A 17418-nucleotide genomic window follows, 5' to 3' on the forward strand; every position below is an offset into this window, starting at 1 on the left:
TCTCACTTAAATTTCGGTACATTTTTTATAGCAGGCATCAGCTGCTTTTATAACAGCACTGCGAAATCCTGACTCTTCTAAAGCAGATACCGCAGCAATGGTAGTCCCTCCTGGAGAGCAGACTTTGTCCTTTAATGCTCCCGGATGCTCCCCTGTTTCTAAAACCATCTTTGCGCTTCCAAGGACTGCCTGGGCAGCCATCTCATAGGCAGCATCTCTTGGCAGTCCGTACTTTACCGCACTATCAGCTAAGGCTTCAATAAACATATACACATAAGCGGGAGAACTTCCGCTGACACATACCACAGCATTCATTAGTCGCTCTTCCACAATTCTCATTCTACCCAGGGAGCCAAAGATATCTTCAATGGATTTTTTCTCTTCCTCGTCAAATGCCTTTTCCTCATAGCAGACGCCTGTCATTCCTTCTCCTAAGAGTGCGGGAGTGTTTGGCATGGCACGGACCACTCTTTTTTCATCTCCAAGCTTTTCTTTTAACTGGGTCGTGGTAATTCCCGGAGCAATGGATATGATGACATTTTTTTCCGTGACGCTGTGACGGATATCTGCAAGAACAGGATTAAAGTACTGAGGTTTAACAGCCAGTACGATATATTTCGCCTGACCAGAGAGCTGCATGTTAGTTTCTGTATGGGCAACTCCCAGATCCTTTGTTATCTCTTTGCACCGATCCAGGTTCACATCAGTAAAGATAATTTCTTCTTTTGAATATACGGCCAGCAAGCCTTTTAGTATGGCATAGCCCATATTTCCGATTCCAATGATCCCGATTTTAGCCATAGGATATTCCTCCTCTTTTTTGTTTCAATTTTGCATTCAATTAGCACCATTCTACTCATCCTTTTTCCAAATGTCAATGTCCCAGATAATTTAAAAAATAAGTGTTGACATTTTACATTTCATCTCATATACTGTAGCAAAGCAAAGTGATAAACTGATGAGCAGGAGTAAGTAAGATTTTTTCATCATGCACAGAGAGCTTCCGGTTGGTGAGAGGAAGCGTTGATGTTTGATCTGAATGGACCTGCGAGGGTGGCTTGAAACCAGATTCTGGGAGTAGATGCCAACGGGTTTCCTATCCGTTATCAAGGGGAGACACATGTTCGTGTGTTTAAAGTGGGAGAAGTCTAACTTCTTCAATCAGGGTGGTACCACGGAACCGTAATTATAGCTTCCGTCCCTCTTTTCCATATTCGTATGGAAGGAGGGACGGGAGCTTTTTTTATTTTATTTTCAACCTCATAAAAACAGAAAGGAGTTAATCATTATGAATCTTACACCGGACTGCAAGGAAATCGGGGCACTGGCTGCCTCCTATCCCGTAATCCCGGTCTGCAGGGAAATATTTGCAGACATCGTTACTCCAATTACCCTGCTGCGTAAAATCGCAGCCTTAAGCAGCCGATATTATCTGCTGGAAAGCATTGAGGGCGGTGAGACCTGGGGCCGATACTCCTTTCTGGGATATGATCCCGTCATGAGCGTTTCCTGTAAAAATGAGGAGGTTTCTATCCATTCCTACCGGCAGGAAGAGGCTACTATCCACGACAAGGTTATAAAGACCAAACAGCCTTATGATGTCTTAAGGGAGATTTTGAAAGAATACAAATCCCCTAAGATTCCTGGTCTTCCACCTTTTACCGGTGGATTTGTGGGATACTTCTCTTACAGTATGATTGGGTATGCGGAGCCGGTTCTCTCCATAAAAAAAGGGGACTGCAATGATTTTGACTTAATGCTTTTTGACACGGTCATTGCCTATGATCATCTGACTCAGAAAATCAGCATTGTGGTCAATATGAAAACAGATCAGGTAATGGAAAATTACGGAAAGGCGTGTACAAAGTTAGAGAGCATTGCCCAAATGATTGGGGATATGGCACCCTTAGAAAAATCCACGGTTTTAAATACTCCTTCCTTTCACTGCAATGTGACCAAAGAAGATTACTGCCATATGGTAGATCAGGCAAAGGAATATATTGTAAACGGCGACATCTTCCAGGCCGTTTTATCTAGAAGGTTTGAAAGCCAATACCCGGATAGTCTGTTAAATGCATACCGGATTTTAAGAACCACCAATCCGTCTCCTTATATGGTTTATCTAAGCACCGGGGACATGGAAATCATGAGTACCTCACCAGAAACCCTGGTTCGGTTAAAGGATCAAAGGCTTACTACCTTCCCGGTGGCAGGTTCCAGACCAAGAGGAAAGGATCCTGCCGAGGATCTGACACTGGAAAAAGAACTTCTTGCCGATGAAAAAGAATTGGCTGAGCACAACATGTTAGTAGACCTTGGAAGGAATGACCTTGGGAAAATCTCAGAGTTTTCCTCCGTGGAAGTGACCGGATATCAGATGATCCACCGCTACTCCCGCATTATGCATATCTGCTCCCAGGTGGAATCAAATATTAAAAAGGACTGCGACGCCTTTTCTGCCATTGAATCCGTCCTTCCTGCGGGCACGCTCTCCGGTGCTCCAAAGATTAGGGCCTGCCAGATCATTGAGGAACTGGAGACAGAACCTAGAGGAATCTACGGCGGTGCTTTGGGATATGTGGATTTCACCGGAAACATGGATACTTGCATTGCCATACGAATGGCGGTGAGGAAAAACGGGATTGTCTCCGTCCAGGCAGGAGGCGGAATCGTTGCCGACAGCATACCAACGCTGGAATACGAAGAATCGGAGCACAAAGCAAAAGCGGTTATAAGCGCTCTCATGAGAGCCGGGGAGGTAAATGATCTATGATACTATTTATTGATAATTACGATAGCTTTACCTACAACCTGGTTCAAATGATTGGTGGATTAAATCCGGATATCAAGGTAATCCGAAACGACGAATTGACAGTAGCAGAAATAAAGGATTTATCACCAAGCCACATCGTTCTCTCACCCGGCCCTGGTTACCCAAAAGATGCGGGTGTTTGTGAAGACGTAGTAAGGAGCCTGGCTGAGACAGTTCCCATTCTTGGAGTATGTCTTGGACATCAGGGAATTTGTGAAGTCTTTGGTGCAGAGATTACCCGAGCGAAAAAACTGATGCATGGAAAGCAGAGCATCCTCTCAATCGATTCCTCTGACCCTTTGTTTCAGGGTTTAGAGAATAAGATTCCTGCTGCCAGATACCACTCTCTCATTGCCAGAAAGGAAACCCTTCCTTCTTGCCTTAAAACCATTGGCACCGACGATATGGGAGAAATTATGGCGGTGAAACATAAAAACTACGCGGTTTACGGCTTGCAGTTCCACCCAGAATCCATACTGACTCCAAACGGAGAATCTATACTTAAAAATTTCCTATCCATAACCATTCATGATTAAAAGGAGGCAAACGAAATGATCCAACAGGCAATCCACGATGTAATCGAAGGGCAGGATTTAAGCTTTGAAGCCGCAAGGGAAGTTATGAACGAAATCATGAGCGGAGAGACCACGCCAGCACAAATGGCAGCATTTCTCACAGGACTTCGGATGAAAGGAGAAACCATTGACGAGATCACAGCCTGTGCCACCGTTATGAGGGAAAAGGCGCTCCGTCTGGAACCTGATTTTCCAGTTATTGATATCGTAGGCACCGGAGGAGACGAAGTGGGAACCTTTAATATATCCACCACCAGCGCCTTTGTAGTGGCCGCAGGCGGTGTTCCAGTGGCAAAGCATGGAAACCGCAGCGTATCTAGCAAAAGTGGTGCCGCAGACGTGTTAGAATGTCTGGGCGTTCATTTAAACCTTACGGCGGAGCAGTCAGGAGAGATTCTTAAAAGTACCGGCATGTGCTTTCTCTTTGCTCAGGCTTATCACTCTTCCATGAAATACGCCGGCCCGGTGAGAAAAGAGCTTGGTGTCCGTACCATCTTTAATATCCTTGGCCCTCTCTCCAACCCGGCAGGAGCCACCATGCAGCTTTTAGGAGTCTATGACCGGAAGCTGGTAGAGCCGCTGGCAAAAGTCTTAAGTAACCTTGGAGTCAAGCGCGGGCTTGTGGTATGTGGCGATGATGGCCTTGATGAAGCCACGGTCACGGGTATTACCCATGTTTGCGAAATCCGGTTTGGGGAACTGATTCCTTACGATATCACTCCAGAAGAGTTTGGCTTAAGCCGTTCCTCATTGTCTGACCTCCTGGGTGGAACCCCTGAGGAGAATGCCCAGATCACCAGGGATTTATTAAGCGGAGCCATAAAAGGTCCTAAGCGTGATATCGTCGTCTTAAATTCAGCTTTAAGCCTGTATCTTGGCATTGATGACTGTACTATTTCCCAGTGCATCAAAATAGCGGAGGACCTGATTAATTCTGGAAAGGCACTGGAGAAGCTAAATCAGTTTGTAAGTGCCACTACGGAGGTGTTGGTATGATATTAGATACTTTGGCTGCTGCCTCTAAAAAAAGAGCGGAGGCAGCAAAAGAGATCATTTCCCTTGAGGAAATCAAAAAACAGGCAGAGGCAGCATGTTTGGCCTCTCAGGAAGAAACCAAAATTTTTCCACTGGAAAAAAAGCTGAAAGCTCCCGGTATCTCCTTTATCTGCGAGGTGAAACGTGCTTCCCCCTCTAAGGGTCTGATTGCACCTAATTTCCCCTACCTTGAGATTGCCAGGGAGTATGAAATTGCAGGGGCTGATGCCATCTCAGTTCTTACGGAACCGGAATATTTTATGGGGAGCAATGCGTACTTAAGCGACATACAAAAGACCGTATCCCTTCCCCTTTTAAGAAAAGATTTTACCGTTGACCCTTACCAGATCTATGAAGCAAAGGTGATTGGTGCCTCAGCCGTTCTTCTCATCTGCGCTCTCCTCTCCACGGATGAGTTAAAGGAATATATAAAAATCTGTGACAGCCTTCAATTAAGTTCACTGGTGGAGACTCATAATGAAGAAGAGGTCCATTCCGCATTATCAGCTGGTGCCAGAATCATTGGTGTGAACAATCGGAACTTAAATACATTTCAGGTAGACTTTGAAACCTCTTTAAGATTGAGAGCTATGGTGCCTGAGGAAGTACTTTTTGTAGCGGAAAGCGGAATCAGTACCCAATCACAAGTTCGAACTCTGGCCCAGGCAGGTGTCAATGGAATCCTCTTAGGGGAAAGCCTAATGCGCGCGTTCAACAAGCAGGCGCTGATCCACCATTTTAAGGAGGCTTGCAGGTGAATGAAAGGAATAAACGGATTAAAATATGCGGTCTCACCAGGGCCGAGGACATAGAAGCGGTCAATCTCTGGAAACCAGATTATGCAGGCTTTGTATTTGCCCCTGGAAAAAGACAGCTCACCCCCTATAAAGCAAGGCAGCTAAGAGAAGTTTTACTGCCGGGAATCCCGTCTGTCGGTGTTTTTGTAAATAGTCCCATAAAGGATATCTTAGCTCTCATAAAGGACGGGACCATTGGAATGGTACAGCTTCATGGAGATGAGGATCGGGACTATGCCACTTCTTTAAAAGAACAAATGGAGAGTCCGGTGCCCATTATAAAAGCCATAAGAGTCCGGTCTGAAGACGATATGTGGAAAGCAGAAAGTTTTCCTTCGGATTATGTGCTCTTTGATACCTATTCAAAAGATGTATACGGAGGAAGCGGAAAAAGCTTTGACTGGTCTTCCATTCCCGTCATAAAAAAGCCCTGGTTCCTGGCAGGTGGAATTGGAGCTGAGAACATTTTAAAAGCAGCAGCTACGGATGCTTTTTGTCTTGATCTAAGCAGCAGTCTTGAGTCAGAGGGCAGAAAAGACCCGGAGAAACTAAAAGAAATCATACAAATATTAAGGAGTGAATGAAAATGTCAAAAGGAAGATTTGGACAGCACGGCGGACAATTTGTCCCAGAAACGCTGATGAATGCAGTAGAAGAACTTTTAGAAGCTTATGAAAAATACAGTCATGACGAAGAATTTCTCAAAGAGCTACAGACCCTTCACGAAACTTATACCGGACGTCCCTCTCTGCTATATTATGCGGAGAAAATGACAAAGGACCTTGGTGGAGCAAAAATATACTTAAAACGGGAAGACCTAAATCACACCGGCTCCCACAAAATCAACAATGCCTTAGGGCAGGTTCTTCTTGCCAAAAAGATGGGAAAGACAAGGGTGATTGCAGAAACTGGCGCAGGTCAGCATGGAGTGGCAACCGCTACCGCAGCAGCCCTTATGGGATTAGAATGTGAGATATACATGGGAGAAGAGGACACAGAGCGCCAGGCTTTGAATGTATTTCGAATGGAGCTTTTAGGGGCTAAAGTCCACCCGGTAACAAGCGGAACGAAAACCTTAAAAGATGCCGTCAACGAAACCATGAGGGAGTGGACCAACCGAGTAGAGGATACTCACTATGTCCTTGGTTCTGTCATGGGCCCTCACCCTTTTCCTACCATTGTCAGGGACTTTCAAAGCATCATTGGCAAGGAAGTTCGCTCTCAGATCCTAAAAGCAGAAGGCAAGCTCCCAGACCTTTTAATCGCCTGTGTGGGCGGTGGCAGCAATGCCATGGGACTTTTCTATGAATTTTTAGAAGAACCTTCAGTCAAGATGATTGGCTGTGAAGCGGCTGGACACGGCATTGATACCGATCAACATGCGGCTACCATTTCAAAAGGTACGCTTGGTATCTTTCACGGCATGAAATCCTACTTCTGCCAGGATGAATACGGACAGATTGCTCCCGTTTACTCCATTTCCGCAGGTCTTGATTATCCTGGTATTGGACCGGAGCACGCTAACCTCCATGATTCCGGACGTGCACAATATGTGGCTGTAACGGATTTGGAGGCGGTAGAAGCATTTGAATATTTATCCCGGATAGAAGGGATTATTCCTGCCATTGAAAGCTCTCACGCAATTGCTCACGCTAGGAAAATTGCGCCTTCCATGGGAAAGGATGAAGTTATAGTCATTAATTTATCTGGGCGTGGCGATAAAGATGTTGCTGCTATAGCCCGTTATAAGGGGGTACAAATCTATGAGTAGAATCGCAGAAGTATTTTCAAAAGGAAAAGCATTTATCCCATTTATCACGGCAGGAGATCCGGACCTTTCTATAACAGAAATATTGATTCCCGCCATGGCAGAAGCTGGCGCGGATTTGATTGAAATAGGAATTCCATTTTCCGACCCAGTGGCAGAAGGCATCGTAATTCAAGAGGCAGATATGCGTGCACTCTCAGCCGGAACCACCACAGATAAAATCTTTGAATCTGTGAAAAGAATCCGCATGAAAACAGGCGTCCCTCTGGCTTTCATGACTTACTTAAACCCAGTATTCGTTTATGGCAGTGAACGGTTCATAAAAAATGCGGCAGAGTGCGGAGTGGATGCCCTCATTGTACCTGATTTGCCCTATGAAGAAAAAGAAGAATTAAAACCCTATTGCAGTAAGTACGGCATTGATCTCATCTCTCTGATTGCGCCTACTTCCAAGGAAAGAATCAAAACCATTGCAGCGGAGGCGGAAGGTTTTGTTTACTGCGTTTCCTCTATGGGAGTAACTGGAGTTAGAACTAAAATCAACACCAACATTGGAAATATGATCTCCCTGGTAAAAGAAACAAAGGACATTCCTTGCGCCATTGGATTTGGAATTTCCACACCGGAGCAGGCAAAGGAAATGAGCCAATATGCAGATGGTGTGATCGTAGGCAGTGCCATTGTAAAGCTTGCTGCCAAATATGGAACTGACTGCGTGGAACCCATCTGCTCCTATGTTAGAGAGATGAAAGCTGCCATATCCTGATCCCTAATTACATCTTGACAATGATTTGACCCGGTGATACACTAATGCCACAAGAGGGAGCTCGTAAGCGGGCTGAGAGGAAGTCATCAAACTTCGACCTTTATAACCTGATTTGGATAATGCCAACGTAGGGATTTATACGAGACGAATTTATTCTCTGAGCCTGTGCCTGTTGGTATGGGCTCTTTTTATTTGCACAAGTTCTCGAACTTCCCTCCGTCAATAAAAAGGAGGATTACAAATGAGTTACACGACACAGATGGATGCCGCAAGAAAAGGGATTCAGACGAAAGAATTACTGACAATTGCAGAAAAAGAGCAGTGGGAACCAGACAAGCTTATAACCCTGGTGGCAGAAGGAAAAGTAGCCATACCGGCGAACAAACTTCACACCTGCTTAAATCCAAACGGAATCGGATCTATGCTAAAAACTAAGATTAACGTAAATCTTGGAACATCCAGAGATTTAAATGATTTAGACCTGGAGCTTGAAAAGGTTCAGGATGCCGTTTCTATGGGAGCAGAATCCATTATGGACTTAAGTTCCTTTGGTGACACCAGAAAATTTCGGAGAAAATTAACCACGGAATGTCCTGCTATCATAGGTACCGTTCCCATCTATGACGCCGTTGTTTATTATCATAAAGCCCTTGGTGACATTACCGCAAAAGAGTGGATTGACATTGTGGAGATGCACGCAAAAGATGGGGTTGATTTCATGACCATACATGTAGGCATTAACAAGCAGACCGCACACCGGTTTAAAGATTCCAAGCGACTAACCAACATCGTATCCAGAGGTGGCTCCATCATCTTTGCCTGGATGGAAATGACCGGTGAAGAGAATCCTTTCTATGAACATTATGACCGTATTTTAGAAATCTGTGAGGAGTATGACGTCACTTTAAGTCTTGGGGATGCCTGTCGTCCCGGGTGCATTGAGGACGCTTCTGACATTTCTCAAATTGAGGAGCTGGTCACACTTGGAGAACTGACACGAAGAGCCTGGGAGAAAAATGTTCAGGTCATCATCGAAGGACCAGGACATATGCCCTTGGATCAGATCGCTGCCAATATGAAGATTCAAGAGACAATCTGTAAGGGAGCGCCTTTTTATGTCCTTGGTCCCCTTGTAACTGACATTGCACCTGGTTATGATCATATTACTTCTGCCATTGGAGGAGCCATTGCCGCTGCTGCCGGTGCTGCCTTTTTATGCTATGTCACTCCAGCAGAACATCTGAGACTGCCCAATGCAGAAGATGTGAAAGAAGGGATTATTTCTGCCCGGATCGCCGCCCATGCCGCTGACATTGCCAAAGGAATCAAGGGCGCCAAAGAATGGGATCATCAGATGAGCGATGCCAGGAAACGTCTGGACTGGGAGACCATGTTCCGCCTTTCCATTGATCCAGAAAAAGCAAGACGCTACCGGGAAAGTTCTAAACCAGAAAAAGAGGATACCTGCTCCATGTGTGGTAATTTCTGTGCCATGAAAAATATGAACCGGATTATGGACGGAGAAAAGATCACTATTTTTGATGAATGATGAATTTTATATACAATTGAAAATGGAGGTATTTTCATGAATCATGACACACAGGCAACTCTACATAAAAGCGCGTACATCACTCAAAAATCTAGAATAAAAAAATTGGCACTTAGCGGTATGCTAGTTGCCCTTACCGTATCTTTATCCGGCTTTTCCATCCCCATTGGAGCATCTAGATGTTTTCCCATACAACATCTGGTAAATGTATTAGCTGGTATATTCCTGGGCCCAGTTTATGGAGTCTTAACGGCCTTTTGTACGTCATTCATTCGTAACCTAATGGGTACGGGTAGCCTGCTGGCATTTCCAGGCAGTATGATAGGTGCCTTTCTCTCTGCTTATCTTTTTCAAAAGACGGGAAAGCTGCTCCTTTCCTGCCTTGGAGAGATAACGGGAACCGGTATCCTTGGAGCACTCCTCTCCTATCCGTTGGCAGTATTTTTTATGGGGAAAGATGTTGCAGTTTTCTTTTTTGTGGTTCCATTTCTCTTAAGTACGGTCTGTGGCACCCTTATGGCAGCGGCTTTATTTGAGGTTCTCCGTCGTCTTGGCCTAGTTTCTTATCTTCACCGGCTTATGAATGAATAGAAAGGAAAAGGATATGGAAATAAACTTAGAAAAAGCGAAATCCCTGCCCCGACTTGTCCGGGAAAAGAAGCCCTTAATCCACTGCATCACAAATTATGTTACTGCAACCGATTTAGCCAATGTAATTCTTGCCTGCGGAGGATCACCCATTATGGCAGACCACCCTGCGGAAGTCAAAGAGATGACTAGGTTATCTGACTGTCTTTTATTAAATATTGGTACACCAAAACAAACGACTCTGGAAGTAATGACCAAAGCCGGAATGGAAGCAAACCGTCTTGGCATTCCCGTTATCCTTGATCCAGTGGGAATTGGAAGTACTCCATTTCGAACAGAACTAATTCTGGAAGTTTTAAAAAAGGTGAACATGACCATAATCCGGGGAAATACATCTGAAATTAACACCCTATACAGTGAATTATCAAAAGCCAACACGGAAAAGCTTTTCCATCTCCCACGGGGCGTGGACGCCTCAGATGAGGATCGGATGACAGAGGATAATATCTCTGCCTTTATGGAAGCTGCTGTACTCCTAAGCAGTATTACGAAGGCTGTGGTTGTTATGACGGGAGCAACGGACATTATTGCTGACAAGGAACGCATTTATCTAGTGAAAAATGGCTGCCAAGAGATGTTAGGAATCACTGGCAGCGGCTGTATGTTAGACGGAGTTCTGGCCGCTTATGCAGCCGCTTCTGATCCTATCTTTGAGTCTGTTACCATTGCCACTGCTCTCTATGGCTTATGCGGAGAGCGGGCTGCCATTAAAACAAAGGAGTGCAAAGGAGGGACTGGAAGCTTTCACCGTTTTTTCATGGACGAAATCAACCTCTCTTCCCAATTCGAGCAAAAAGGAGGACTTAAAATTGAACTTCCATAAAGATATGCTTCTTCTTTACGCCGTAACAGATCAGTCCTATACTGGTGAGAAACATTTACTGGAACAAATTGAAGAAGCACTTCGTTCCGGAATTACACTGTTACAGCTTCGGGAAAAGAATATGGAGAAAGAGGAATTCCTAAAAGAGGCAAAAGCTGTACGAATGCTGACTAAGCGTTACGGCATTCCCTTAATTATTAACGACGATGTGGATATTGCACTTCAATGTGAAGCTGACGGCATTCATGTAGGACAGGATGATCTAACTGCCTATGAAGTTCGCAAACTGATTGGGCCAGACCGAATATTAGGAGTGACGGCTAAAAATCCAGAACAGGCAAAGAAAGCCTTTCAAGACGGAGCCAACTACATTGGATCAGGAGCCGTATTTCCAAGCCCCACAAAAGCAGATGCCCTTCCAATTACCATGGAACAGCTATCGGCGATCTGCGCTTGTGTTCCTATTCCGGTTACTGCTATAGGAGGTATTACGCTTAGTAATGTAACCAAACTACTGGGAACTGGTATTGCCGGTATTTCCGTAGTTTCTGGTATCTTTGGAGAAATGGATATCCCAAGGGCAGTTCGCTCCTTAAAAGATGAAGTAAGGAAGGTGGTGACCTTATGAGTTTCTCCCTACCCTCTGTGTTAACCATTGCAGGTTCTGACCCCAGCGGAGGTGCTGGAATTCAGGCTGATTTAAAAACCATTGCTGCCTTTTCACTTTATGGCTCCAGTGTCATCACTGCACTGACGGCCCAAAATACTACAAGGGTCTATCTGGTGGAAGATGTAAGCATTCCTATGCTTACCAATCAGCTTGATGCTGTGCTGTCTGACATTCCTCCACAGGCGATCAAAATCGGTATGGCAGGCTCTCCTTCCTCCATTGAAGTGATTGCAAGTCGACTTTCTAAATTTCCTTCGATTCCAGTTGTTTTAGATCCTGTTATGATCTCCACCAGCGGAGGCACACTATTTGAAAAAGTGGGGATTAAAAATTTAACGGAGATGCTTTTCCCTCTAGCCACCCTGGTTACCCCCAATATACCAGAGGCACAGGCACTCTTATCCACAAAAACCCCTTTGCTCTCCAATAAAGATATGGAAGAGGCAGTAACCAAACTATGGGACAAATATAAGACTTCCTTTCTATTAAAAGGAGGTCACAGCGATTCTCATGCCAGTGATGTCTTATGTCACAATGGATCTATACAATGGTTCTATGGAGATCGGATCCAAACGCAAAATAACCACGGAACTGGCTGCACATTATCATCCGCCATTGCCTGTGGTCTTGCAAAGAGAAATAGCTTGGAAGAAAGTATTCTATCTGCCAAGGAATATATCAACGGCGCCTTAATGGCAGGACTGGAACTCGGGAAAGGAAATGGTCCTATCTGGCATGGGTATAAAGAGTCCTGATTTTCTGTTCTGATTTTCAGACTTGATTTATAAAACGATATAGCGCTTGGGCTCCTATTTAGTAACATTACATAAAAGGATATCAAGAATGGCTATTTCTGAATTGACCTTTTTAAGTTAGATTTTTTAGGCTCTATACAAAATGTTGGGGGGTGCTTAAAAAGCATACTTCTAACACTCAGTATAGAGCCATTTATTTATCTATTTTATTGGGGACACTTCATAATGTCATATCAAGATATCCTTCTTTTCTCAAACCATTTCTACTATGTTGTAATTTACCGTAAACTAAAAAACAAATTGAAATTCTCTTGAAAATGGTTGAAGAACTAAATTCTGAAGTATCAGGAAACATCGTAACACCATCATTTTTCATCAAATTATTTATAAGAATCTAAAACTATGTTATAGTTGTTTCATTGAGAAAAAGGAGAGAATAAAATTGAATCAATTAGCTTACTTAGATTATATATTAGATCAGACACAAAAAATCCTTTCCATAGATAGCCCAACCGGATTCACAAAAAATGTAACAGAATATGTTATGGAAGAATATAGAAGCCTCGGATATTCTCCAAAACAAACCATAAAAGGTGGAATCCTTTGTGAAATAGGTAGCGATGAAAATTCCAATGATGCTTTATGTTTAGAAGCTCATGTTGATACGTTAGGTGGAATGGTGTCTCAGATTACAGAAACAGGACGACTTATATTAACTCCTCTTGGAGGACTTGAGCCAAATAATACAGAGAGTGAAAACTGCAAGATATACACTCGTTCTGGCAAGATCTACAGCGGAACTATGCAAATGAAAAACGCTTCCGTACACGTAAATAAAAATTACAGATCCACCGCGCGGGAATTTGATACAATGGAAGTGGTAATTGATGAAAAAGTAAATTCCAAAGAAGACGTTCTTTCCCTTCATATACGTGTTGGTGACATTGTCTGTTTTGATCCACGTACGGTATTAACAGAAAGCGGCTATTTAAAAAGCAGATTTTTAGATGACAAAGTTAGTGTGGGGATCTTACTTGGTTTTGCCAAGTACGTAAAAGAAGAAAATATTAAACTTCCTCGAAAAGTATATCAGTATTTCACCGTATTTGAAGAAGTTGGACATGGTGGATCTGGCTCCATACCAACAGATGTCACAGAAGTAATATCCGTAGATTTAGGTTGTGTCGGTGACGGATTAACCTGCACGGAGTATCAGGTGTCTATCTGTGCCAAGGACAGTGTAGGTCCATATCATTACGATGTAGTTAGCGGATTGATTGAAGCCGCTGAACATGGTCATATTGACTATGCCGTTGACATTTATCCACATTATGCTTCTGATGTTGATTCTGCATTGACAGCCGGCCATGAAGTGAGACACGGTCTGATTGGACCAGGAGTTTATGCAACCCATGGATACGAAAGAAGTCATAAAGATGGTATTCTAAATACCTTTTTACTTTTAACAAAATATTTGGCCTAAGTTATCTAAAAGGATAAAAAAATAGCAATGAATCTAGTTTATAAAAGATTCATTGCTATTTTTATTAGTTGTTATTGTTAGATATTAATTTCTTCCTGGAAGCAGTCTTACTTCAAATGTGAATTCTTCTTCCTCAAACATATACTCTTTTCTTAAATCCGGTCCGCAGCTTTCGGAACCAATGCCGTTCTGACGATAATCCAGGCAAAGAACCGTACTGCCTGCGGGAACCAGTTCAAAGTTATGCGCCTTTTGTGTCAATTCTTCCTGTGTATAAATGGAGGCATTAAAGGAAAACGACTTTTGAGATGCCACTGACAGCCGATTCCTGCTTCCTTCTACAGTAACAAAATCACAATCCCCTCTGCTTCCATTTTCCTGTGGCCGCAAATAATCCTCGTGCATCTCTTTTACATGGACCTGAAACAGTCCGTGATAGCTGGCTCTCTTTTTATCAGAATAATTCTCAAATGGACCCATACCAAAGTAAGTCACCTGATCCATCTCATTTGGGAGGAAAAGTCGAAGTCCGAATCTAGGAAGTTCAGGGAATTCTCCGTCCTTTTTTACCTCCAGCTTTGCATCCACTGCACCATTTTGCCAGATGGTCCACAATGCATTGATGTTTAACATTCTCTGAACCGGGGCTGCGGTAACGGACATAACTGTTTTAATTTCCACCCGGTCTTCATTCACCTCTACCATGGTTTCATAAGCTCTTGATATTGCCTTATGATAATGTGCCTCCAGCCATGCTTTCTTGATGTCGCTGTCATTATCTGTAGGTGCTCTCCAGATATTTATTTCCATAGGGTGATCTAGCAGACTTCCATTTTCAAAGAACATATGTTTAAAACAGCCAGTAAACTTATTGTAGGTATAGGAAAAATCTGCTGTTCTTACTGTCAGGTAACGGTCATCTTCATGAATCTCAAAGACTTCTGTTGAAACTTTTTCTGTCATCTGATTGCTTAAAATCCCTGCTGCCGTCTGGTTTCTTCCATCTTTATTTTCCAGAAGGATTTCATCAAAGCCCAGTACGCTTCCAGCCTCTAAGAATGGAGATTTATTCTTTAGCAGGTAGTTTAGTTTCAAATAACAAACGCCTGTTTCTGGTACCGAAACGGGAATGACCGCCTTTCCTTCTTCGTGAGGAAGAATATTCTCCACTGCCCCCTCTAAAAGAACTCCAGTATCTATTATCACTCCATCACATGTCACTTCGTAGGAAAGGCAGACATAATCCTCCGACGTTAAGAAATCCATATAATTGTGAAGTATCATTTCCTTTGTTTTCTGGTCAAAGGATACTAGCCTTAAGGGGCGGTATACATTCTTAAACTCCTTAAGCCCTGTGTGTGGCCTACGATCGGGATATACCAAGCCATCCATACAGAAATTGCCGTCATGGGGATATTCCCCATGGTCGCCTCCATAGAGATACATCGGCTTTCCATCTGTATTTTTACCCTGGTAAATGGCATGGTCACACCATTCCCATACAAATCCACCACACACTTCATCATGCTGTTGAAATACCTTAAAATAATCTTCTAGATCTCCCGGTCCATTGCCCATGGCATGGCTGTATTCACACAGAATAAATGGTTTCCCTGTATTTCTTTCTGTGTATTCATGAATTTCTTCCAAACTTGGATACATGCGGCTGTACAAATCCAGATTGGAAAAATCATATTCTTTGCTAAGGACCCGGTAACGGGCTCCCTCATATTGGGTGAGTCTAGTTGGATCAAATTCCTTGGTCCATTTCAGGGCAGCCTCAAAGGTGCAGCCATAGGCGCATTCATTTCCCATAGACCAGATGACAACAGAAGCTCGATTTTTATCTCGCTCCACTAATAGTTTGGCGCGGTCCACGGTTGCTTCCGTGAACTCTGGATTGTCTGCAATGGCACGGTTCCAGCGGTCTCTCCACACTTCAGTTGCACGGTTTTTCATATATACATAGGCAGTGCCATGGCTTTCATTGTCCGCCTCATCAATAACATAAAACCCGTATTCATCACAAAGCTGATAAAATTGTGGGGCGTTGGGATAATGGCTGGTGCGGATGGCATTGACATTATGCTCCTTCATCAGTTTCATATCCTTTTTCATCTGGGAAATGCTAATGACAAAACCTGTCTCTGGGTCGCTGTCATGGCGATTTACTCCATGAAATTTAATCTTTTGTCCATTTAGATAGATAACACCATTTTGAATGGATATTTCTCTGATTCCTAGCCGGTCAACGATTACTTCATTCTGGGTTTCTAAGATTACGGTGTAAAGATAGGGGGTTTCTGCATTCCAAAGGGTTGGGTTTTCAATGGTCATATCTATTTTGCCACCTGGCAGATAGCCTTCCATTCCAGAAGTTACATTGCCGCTGCCATCAAGAACCGTGATTTTTACTGGAACCTCATTTCCCGTAAATGTTACTTCCCCATGAACAAAGGCTTTGCCTTTTTTGTAGGTTGTCTTTAAGAAATAATCAAAAATCCCTTCCTCTGGACGCTTTAATAAATATACATCTCTAAAAATTCCTGTCATGCGGAATTTATCCTGATCTTCAAGGTAGCTTCCGTCACACCATTTTAAAACAAGAACAGAAATGGTATTGTCTCCATCTCTAATTAACCCTGTCACATCAAATTCACTGGTCCCATGGGAAACCTGGCTGTATCCTACATAACTGCCATTTAACCATACATAGAAACAGGAATCCACTCCTTCAAAGTTTAAAAATGCCTTTGGAGCGTTCTCATCTCTTTCATACATAAAGTGGTGAACGTAAGCCCCGCATGGATTTTCTGCTGGAACAAAGGGAGGGTCCATGGGAAATGGGTATCTGGTGTTTGTATACTGTTGCTTATCATAGCCATAATTTTGGAAACAGCCAGGAACTGGGATCTCTCCAAAACTTTCTGTATTATAATCTTCTAGGAAAAAGTCTTCTTTTACATCGTAAATACTGTCAAAGTATTTAAATTTCCAGGTTCCGTTTAAAAGTTGGAACCGGTCAGAATTCGTTCTTTGCTCTGTTAAATCAAAACTCGCCTTGGAAGCCGGGATATAGTAAGCTCTGTTTGGCATGGTATTTTCATGTAGCAGATGCAGATTTTCATAGTGTTTGGGTACGATCATGGTTTCTACCTCCTCATCTTTCTAACTTTAATTATAAAATGAATCAGTTGAAAATCCATATCACCAATTAGACAAAACATGCACAAAACGATACAGTTATGATAATTTATACCCAAAATCACTTAGCCTTTTGCTTGGAATTGTAATTTTAAAATCTCTTATATTTCTAACTGTCATTGCTTAAATGCAGTCAGATAATGATATGATCTACTATATGTAAAAAGGCGGGCCCGGAAAACCGGATACCCGCCTAATTTTCTAACTAACAGCCACAATTATCGTCATGATGCCGATGGCTATTAGCACTGTTACAGCCATCGCGAAAACCTTCACAATAACATCTTCTTTTTTCCTCTGCACAAGGATCATTATTGCATCTATTATCATTGCTGTTACAATTGTTATTACAATTATTATTTGAATTGCATCCGCAATTATTTCTACTACCCCAAGAACAACTCATATTAAGCACCTCATTTTTTATAATTATAGAATAGTATATGGGACGTAAAGACTAGTTGTGAATGGTTCATAAATTAAGATGTCCTACGAATAGGCAAGATATGCTCGAAATGATACTACCGCTCTTA

Annotated in this window: 15 protein-coding genes, 1 riboswitch and 1 other annotated feature; of the genes, 13 read left to right on the plus strand and 2 right to left on the minus strand. The window is 43.0% G+C overall.

All coding sequences use genetic code 11. From position 1 onward, the window contains the following. Nucleotides 1-6: 6 nt before the first annotated feature. Complete coding sequence (gene proC, locus BET01_RS06870) at nucleotides 7-801, minus strand: pyrroline-5-carboxylate reductase (RefSeq protein ID WP_120196073.1); 795 nt, start codon at nucleotides 799-801, stop codon at nucleotides 7-9. Between the two features lie 148 nt (nucleotides 802-949). Next, nucleotides 950-1206 (plus strand) — a binding site (T-box leader). 82 nt (nucleotides 1207-1288) lie between these two features. On the opposite strand from proC, the gene BET01_RS06875 reads away from it, so the two are divergent. The 13 genes from BET01_RS06875 (at nucleotide 1289) to BET01_RS06935 (ending at nucleotide 13681) form a co-directional block, all read left to right on the plus strand. After that, nucleotides 1289-2773, plus strand: a complete 1485-nt coding sequence (locus BET01_RS06875; protein WP_120196074.1) for an anthranilate synthase component I family protein — start codon at nucleotides 1289-1291, stop codon at nucleotides 2771-2773. Then, nucleotides 2770-3348, plus strand: coding sequence for an anthranilate synthase component II (locus tag BET01_RS06880; RefSeq protein ID WP_120196075.1), 579 nt, complete (start codon nucleotides 2770-2772; stop codon nucleotides 3346-3348). Before BET01_RS06875 ends, BET01_RS06880 begins: the two co-directional genes overlap by 4 nt. 15 nt (nucleotides 3349-3363) lie before the next feature. After that, nucleotides 3364-4383, plus strand: coding sequence for an anthranilate phosphoribosyltransferase (gene trpD, locus BET01_RS06885; RefSeq protein ID WP_120196076.1), 1020 nt, complete (start codon nucleotides 3364-3366; stop codon nucleotides 4381-4383). Beyond that, the gene (gene trpC / locus BET01_RS06890; protein ID WP_120196077.1) at nucleotides 4380-5180 is read left to right on the plus strand and encodes an indole-3-glycerol phosphate synthase TrpC; all 801 of its coding nucleotides are present in this window, start codon (nucleotides 4380-4382) and stop codon (nucleotides 5178-5180) included. The genes trpD and trpC overlap by 4 nt, the downstream gene beginning before the upstream one ends. After that, nucleotides 5177-5803 carry a phosphoribosylanthranilate isomerase gene (locus BET01_RS06895; protein ID WP_120196078.1) on the plus strand — a complete coding sequence of 209 codons (627 nt, stop codon included), beginning with the start codon at nucleotides 5177-5179 and terminating at the stop codon, nucleotides 5801-5803. The genes trpC and BET01_RS06895 overlap by 4 nt, the downstream gene beginning before the upstream one ends. Nucleotides 5804-5805: 2 nt before the next feature. After that, nucleotides 5806-6990, plus strand: a complete 1185-nt coding sequence (trpB, locus tag BET01_RS06900) for a tryptophan synthase subunit beta (RefSeq protein ID WP_120196079.1) — start codon at nucleotides 5806-5808, stop codon at nucleotides 6988-6990. Further along, nucleotides 6983-7753 (plus strand): tryptophan synthase subunit alpha, encoded by a 771-nt coding sequence (gene trpA, locus BET01_RS06905; RefSeq protein WP_120196080.1) that lies wholly within the window; start codon nucleotides 6983-6985, stop codon nucleotides 7751-7753. Before trpB ends, trpA begins: the two co-directional genes overlap by 8 nt. A 43-nt stretch (nucleotides 7754-7796) precedes the next feature. After that, nucleotides 7797-7905: riboswitch (TPP riboswitch) on the plus strand. A gap of 89 nt (nucleotides 7906-7994) precedes the next feature. Continuing rightward, complete coding sequence (gene thiC, locus BET01_RS06910) at nucleotides 7995-9302, plus strand: phosphomethylpyrimidine synthase ThiC (protein WP_120196081.1); 1308 nt, start codon at nucleotides 7995-7997, stop codon at nucleotides 9300-9302. Nucleotides 9303-9338: 36 nt separating this feature from the next. Next, nucleotides 9339-9893, plus strand: coding sequence for an energy coupling factor transporter S component ThiW (gene thiW / locus BET01_RS06915; protein ID WP_120196082.1), 555 nt, complete (start codon nucleotides 9339-9341; stop codon nucleotides 9891-9893). A gap of 13 nt (nucleotides 9894-9906) precedes the next feature. Further along, on the plus strand, nucleotides 9907-10773 hold the full coding sequence (thiM, locus tag BET01_RS06920) for a hydroxyethylthiazole kinase (protein ID WP_158584999.1): 867 nt from the start codon (nucleotides 9907-9909) through the stop codon (nucleotides 10771-10773). Next, nucleotides 10760-11401, plus strand: coding sequence for a thiamine phosphate synthase (gene thiE / locus BET01_RS06925; protein WP_207667581.1), 642 nt, complete (start codon nucleotides 10760-10762; stop codon nucleotides 11399-11401). Before thiM ends, thiE begins: the two co-directional genes overlap by 14 nt. Continuing rightward, the gene (gene thiD, locus BET01_RS06930; RefSeq protein ID WP_120196084.1) at nucleotides 11398-12198 is read left to right on the plus strand and encodes a bifunctional hydroxymethylpyrimidine kinase/phosphomethylpyrimidine kinase; all 801 of its coding nucleotides are present in this window, start codon (nucleotides 11398-11400) and stop codon (nucleotides 12196-12198) included. Before thiE ends, thiD begins: the two co-directional genes overlap by 4 nt. Before the next feature lie 442 nt (nucleotides 12199-12640). Next, complete coding sequence (locus tag BET01_RS06935; protein ID WP_243117143.1) at nucleotides 12641-13681, plus strand: M42 family metallopeptidase; 1041 nt, start codon at nucleotides 12641-12643, stop codon at nucleotides 13679-13681. Nucleotides 13682-13765: 84 nt separating this feature from the next. Here the strand turns inward: BET01_RS06935 and BET01_RS06940 are convergent, their stop codons facing one another. Further along, on the minus strand, nucleotides 13766-16828 hold the full coding sequence (locus BET01_RS06940) for a glycoside hydrolase family 2 TIM barrel-domain containing protein (RefSeq protein ID WP_120196085.1): 3063 nt from the start codon (nucleotides 16826-16828) through the stop codon (nucleotides 13766-13768). Nucleotides 16829-17418 lie beyond the last annotated feature (590 nt).

The sequence above is a fragment of the Lacrimispora algidixylanolytica genome, from assembly GCF_003609635.1.
GTDB lineage: Bacteria > Bacillota > Clostridia > Lachnospirales > Lachnospiraceae > Lacrimispora > Lacrimispora algidixylanolytica.